This window comes from Phenylobacterium sp. (assembly GCF_030651755.1).
Taxonomy (GTDB): Bacteria; Pseudomonadota; Alphaproteobacteria; order Caulobacterales; family Caulobacteraceae; genus Phenylobacterium.
The window spans coordinates 1-4,897 of record NZ_JAUSBZ010000151.1 but is presented as its reverse complement, the minus strand read 5'-3'; the positions used below and the strand labels follow the sequence as shown (position 1 = coordinate 4,897).

Below are 4,897 nucleotides of genomic sequence, written 5' to 3'. Positions count from 1 at the left end.
TGGACCCGCACCGCAGCGTTCTCAGGATCCTCACCCACATCAAAGCGGGCGGTGACCAGGACCTGATCGTCCTGCACCTGGGTATAGACGTGATCCACCGCGTCGATCGATTTGACGATGGTCTCCAGCGGCTTGGCCACCAGTTCGGCGGCGTCGGCGGCGCGAAGGCCCGGGGTCGCCACCATGATGTCGACCATGGGGACGCTGATCTGGGGCTCTTCCTCCCGCGGAATAGTGACCAGGGCCATCAGGCCAACGGCGATGGCCGCCAGCAGAGCCAAGGGCGTCAGCGGCGAATGGATGGTGGCCTTGGTCAGGCGGCCGGAAATGCCCAGATTCATCGGGTCGCTCCCTGGGCCGGCGGTATCAGGACGTCGCCAGCCTGGGCGCCGGACAAGATCTCGACCTGGCCGGGCGTCGGCGCCGGGGTCGCCTGCACAGCCACCTCGCGGGCCGCGCCGTCAGGTCCGATCAGGCGGATAAAATCCAGTCCGAACCGTGTCGCCACATAGGCTTTGGGGACCACCAGGGCTTCGCGCTCGCCCACCTTGACCTGCACCCGCACCCGCTGACCGATCAGGTCGGCCCGCAGGCCCTCGACCCGCAGGTCGGCGGTCACCTGGCCGCCGGTCACGGAGGGATAGACCTGAACCACGGTTCCATAGGCCGCCAAGCCGGGAAGGTCGGCGGCGGAGACCGGCGCCTGGTCACCCACCCTCAGGGCGCGGGCCTGACCCTCGGGCAGCTCCAATCTCAGCAACGGCTCGCCAGACGTGATCGTCGCCACCGACTGCCCGCCGGCGACGACCGAACCGGCCGGCACATCAGCTCGCACCACCCGACCGGAGGAGGGGGCCAGAATGGCGCCCTGGGAGCCCATCTCAGCGCTGGCGGCGCGCTGGGCGCGAGCCGCGGCGGCCATGCCCTCGGCGGCCCGGGCGGCGGCCTGGGCCTGTTCCAGCCGCGCCTTGGCGTAGAAGCCCTTGTCGTAGAGCACCTGGACCCGGGACAGCTCGGCCGAGGCGCGGGCGGCCTCGGCCGCTGCGGCGGCGGCCTGGGCGTCATAGGCGGTGGTTTCCAGGGTCAGGCGCTGGTCGGAGACCCGCCCGATCAGCTGGCCTTTGCGCACCTCGTCCCCCTCCCGGACCCTGAGCTCGGTCAGGGTGCCGCCGATCCGCGCCCGGGCTTCGGCCATGTCGCGGGTGACCACGCTGGCGGCCACCGGCTTCAGGTCATCGACCGGCTGCAGGCGAAGGGTGAGACGGGCGCCCTGCGCCTGGACCGCCGGCGGCGGTGGGGGGGCGGCGGTCTCCGAACAGGCGGCGACGCCCAGGGTCAGGGCCAGCAGGCTTGCGGTCAACAGGGGGCGCATGGGCGTCTCTTCCGGTGTTCTAGCGGGCGTCGCGGACGGCGCCGGTGGCCGGGTCGATGCGAACGACCGGCAGATCAGCCGCGCGCCAGGCGCCGATGCCGCCCTCCAGGTGGCCCGCCACCTCGACGCCGGCCTTGCGGCACAGATCCATGGCCATGGCCGAGCGCTTGCCGGACCCGCATTGCAGGATGATGGCTCGGAGCCCCCCCGCCGGCAGGGCCTGGGGATCGAAGGTGGACAGGGGAAAGTTCAGCGCCCCGTGGATACGCTCGGAGGCGTATTCGGCCGGCTCACGGACATCGATCAGCACGATCTGGCGGGCCGCGAGGCGGTCACGGACATCGGCGGGGGTGAGGTCAACGGCGTGGGTCATGGGTCGGGTCTCCGGCCTATCGTGAAAATCATTGTATATGCGCAGATACGCATATAAAGCTTTCAACGGCCCATTCAAGCGAGATCGCAAACTGGGGCCTTGGGACGGACGCCGCCTTGATGACGATCAATGTCAGGGCCGGGAAAGAGATCAGGGTTATCTGATGAAAAAGCCAGTTATCGCCATTCTGGGCGCCGGCCTCGGCGGATCGGTCGCCGCTTTCGAAATCAAGGAGGCCGTCGGCTCAAAGGCCGAGGTGATGGTGGTGTCGCAGGGCGACACCTTTCACTTCGTGCCTTCAAACCCCTGGGTGGCGGTGGGCTGGCGGAAGCGCGAGGCCATCGAAGTTCACCTACCGCCGATCATGGCCAAGAAGAAGATCGGCTATACCGGCGTCGGCGCCCGCCGCGTCCATCCGCAGGAGAACCGCCTGGAGCTGGGGGACGGCGAGAGTCTCTTCTACGATTACCTGGTGATCGCCACGGGCCCAGAGCTGGCCTTCGACGAAATCGAGGGGCTGGGTCCCGAGGGCTTCACCCAGTCGGTCTGCCATGTGGAGCACGCTGAACGGGCGGCCGAGGCCTTTGAGGCCTTCGCCCGCAAGCCAGGGCCGATCGTGGTGGGCGCGGTGCAGGGCGCCTCCTGCTATGGCCCGGCCTATGAATTCGCCATGATCCTCGACACCGAGCTGCGGCGGCGCAAGATCCGCGACCAGGTGCCGATGACCTTCGTCACCGCCGAGCCCTATGTGGGCCATCTGGGCCTGGACGGGGTGGGGGACACCAAGGGCCTGCTGGAAAGCGAGATGCGCCAGCGGCACATCAGTTTCATCACCAACGCCAAGGTTGCCAGGGTCACCGAAGGTCATATGGCGGTGGAGGAGATCGCCGAGGACGGGTCGGTCAAGGCGACCCACGACCTGCCGTTCAGCTATTCGATGATGCTGCCCGCCTTCCGCGGCGTGCCCGCCGTCATGGGCGTCGAGGGCCTGGCCAATCCCCGGGGCTTCATCCTGGCCGACAAGCACCAGCGCAACCCGACCTATCCCAATGTCTTTTCCCTCGGCGTCTGCGTAGCGATCCCGCCCATGGGCAAGACCCCGGTGCCGGTGGGCGTGCCCAAGACCGGCTTCATGATCGAGAGCATGGTGACCGCCATCGCCGAGAACCTGAAGGAGCTGCTGGCCGGCGCCGAGCCCACCCACCAGGCCACCTGGAACGCCATCTGCCTGGCCGATTTCGGCGACAGCGGCGTGGCCTTCATCGCCCAGCCGCAGATCCCGCCGCGCAACCTGAACTGGGCCGCCGAGGGCCGCTGGGTGCACCTGGCCAAGATCGGCTTCGAGAAGTATTTCCTCAGCAAGATTCGCCGTGGTGAGGCGACGCCCTTCTACGAGAAGCTCGCCCTGGACATCATCGGCGCCCGCAAGCTGAAGACCTAACCATGCTTCAGATCGTCTGCCCCGCCTGCTCGGCGGCCAATCGAATCCCTCCAGAGCGTGACGCCGCCGGCGCCAAGTGCGGTCGCTGCGGCGCCCGGCTGTTCCAGGGCCATCCGACCGATGTCGACGCGGCAGGGCTGCGGGTTCACCGCCGGGCCAATCACGGCCTTCCTTTGCTGCTGGACGTCTGGGCGCCCTGGTGCGGACCTTGCCGGTCCATGGCCCCGCATTTCGCCGCCGCCGCCGGCCGGCTGGAGCCCCGAGTTCGGCTGCTCAAACTCAACGCCGACGAGGCGCCCGAGGCGAGCGCCAGCCTGGGGGTGTCGGGAATCCCCGCCCTCATCCTGTTGAACAATGGGGTCGAGGTGGCCCGCAGGACCGGCGCCCTGACCACCGACCAGATCACCGGCTGGGTGAACCAGGCCCTGGCCGCGGCATGAGCCGCGCGCCTGTCAAAAGGAACAACTGAAATGACCCTTGATCGCGCCGTCTTTGTTTTCGCCGGACTCGTCGTCCTGGCTGGGGTGGCCCTGGCCTATCTGGTCAGCCCCTGGTGGATGCTGCTCAGCGCATTCGCCGGCGCCAACATGATCCAGGCGGCCTTCACCGGCTTCTGCCCGGCGGCGATGGTCTTCAAGAAACTGGGGATCAAACCGGGGCAGGCTTTCCGCTGAGAGCGGCCAACCGCGACAATCCGGCCTTGGCCAGACGCAGGGTCAGCTCCTCGGCGTCGGTCGCGTCCGCCAGGGCGGCGGCCTGACCCGCCCACAGGCTGGTGAAATCCTCTGGGGCAGGGCTGGCCGTCCGCAGGGGACCCAGGGCGGCGGCGGCTTTGGGGAATTCTGGAGCATCAGCGGACATTGGCCCGATCTCCCGCATCAACCGGTTGATCAGCCCCCGGGCCGGGCGGCCGGTGAACAGGTTGGTCAGGGCCGTGCTGTCATCGGCGGCGCGAGCCAGCGCCTGACGGTGGAAGGCCGGAATCAGGGACTGGGGACCGGGCAGGTAGACGGTGCCGAGCTGAACCGCGGCCGCGCCCAGAGCGAAGGCTGCGGCGATCCCGCGCCCATCGGCGATACCCCCCGCCGCGATGACGGGGACGGGCGCCACATCGACAATCTGGGGCAGCAGGGCCATCAGCCCGGGCTGAGCGCTCATGTCATCGGTCAGGAAACTGCCGCGATGGCCGCCGGCCTCATAGCCCATGGCGATGACCGCATCGCAGCCGCCTTCGGCGAGCCAAATCGCCTCAGCCACCGTGGTGGCCGAACTGATCACCTTGGCGCCCGTCGCCCTGACCCGCGACAGGAGGACGGGCTCCGGCAGGCCGAAATGGAAACTGACCACCTCTGGCCGAACCTCCTCCACCAGACGGCAGAATGCGTCGTCGAAGGGGGCGCGGGCCGCCCCTGTGGCCGGCGCCAGCGGGTCGAGGTCAAGTTCGCGATAATAGGGCGCCAGGCGTCGCCGCCATGCGGTCTCGGCCGCCTCGTCATCCTCCGTAGGCCGATGGCAGAAGAAGTTGAGGTTCAGCGGCCCTGTCGCAGCCTGGCGGTACTCCGTGACCTGCTGGCGGACCTGATCGGGGGTCAGGAGCGCACAGGGCAGGGCGCCCAGGCCGCCAGCCCGGCTGACCGCCACCGCCAGGGCGACCCCTGAAGCCCCAGCCATGGGCGCTTGCAGTATGGGGTGTTCAACCCCGAACAACTCA

The 4,897-nt window shown here is 68.7% G+C and carries 7 protein-coding genes; 3 read left to right on the top strand and 4 right to left on the bottom strand.

Annotation, left to right across the window (positions count from 1 at the left end; translation table 11 throughout):
- From Q7V15_RS14605 to Q7V15_RS14595, 3 genes are all read right to left on the bottom strand, one after another.
- The coding region (locus Q7V15_RS14605; RefSeq protein WP_304756468.1) for an efflux RND transporter permease subunit at positions 1-341 on the bottom strand (341 nt) is incomplete at its 3' end.
- Positions 338-1,372 (bottom strand): efflux RND transporter periplasmic adaptor subunit, encoded by a 1,035-nt coding sequence (locus Q7V15_RS14600; RefSeq protein ID WP_304756467.1) that lies wholly within the window; start codon positions 1,370-1,372, stop codon positions 338-340. The genes Q7V15_RS14605 and Q7V15_RS14600, both read right to left, overlap by 4 nt.
- Before the next feature lie 19 nt (positions 1,373-1,391).
- A complete protein-coding gene (locus Q7V15_RS14595; protein WP_304756466.1) occupies positions 1,392-1,745 on the bottom strand; it encodes a rhodanese-like domain-containing protein in 354 nt (117 codons plus the stop codon).
- A gap of 163 nt (positions 1,746-1,908) precedes the next feature.
- Between Q7V15_RS14595 and Q7V15_RS14590 the strand changes: the two genes are divergently transcribed.
- The 3 genes from Q7V15_RS14590 to Q7V15_RS14580 are packed head-to-tail and all read left to right on the top strand — an operon-like array spanning position 1,909 to position 3,860.
- Positions 1,909-3,186 carry an NAD(P)/FAD-dependent oxidoreductase gene (locus Q7V15_RS14590; RefSeq protein WP_304756465.1) on the top strand — a complete coding sequence of 426 codons (1,278 nt, stop codon included), beginning with the start codon at positions 1,909-1,911 and terminating at the stop codon, positions 3,184-3,186.
- 2 nt (positions 3,187-3,188) lie between these two features.
- Complete coding sequence (locus tag Q7V15_RS14585) at positions 3,189-3,626, top strand: thioredoxin domain-containing protein (protein ID WP_304756464.1); 438 nt, start codon at positions 3,189-3,191, stop codon at positions 3,624-3,626.
- Positions 3,627-3,656: 30 nt separating this feature from the next.
- On the top strand, positions 3,657-3,860 hold the full coding sequence (locus Q7V15_RS14580; RefSeq protein ID WP_304756463.1) for a DUF2892 domain-containing protein: 204 nt from the start codon (positions 3,657-3,659) through the stop codon (positions 3,858-3,860).
- Here Q7V15_RS14580 and Q7V15_RS14575 read toward each other — a convergent pair.
- The coding region (locus Q7V15_RS14575; protein WP_304756462.1) for a nitronate monooxygenase family protein at positions 3,835-4,897 on the bottom strand (1,063 nt) is incomplete at its 5' end. The two genes, Q7V15_RS14580 and Q7V15_RS14575, sit on opposite strands and share 26 nt — an antisense overlap.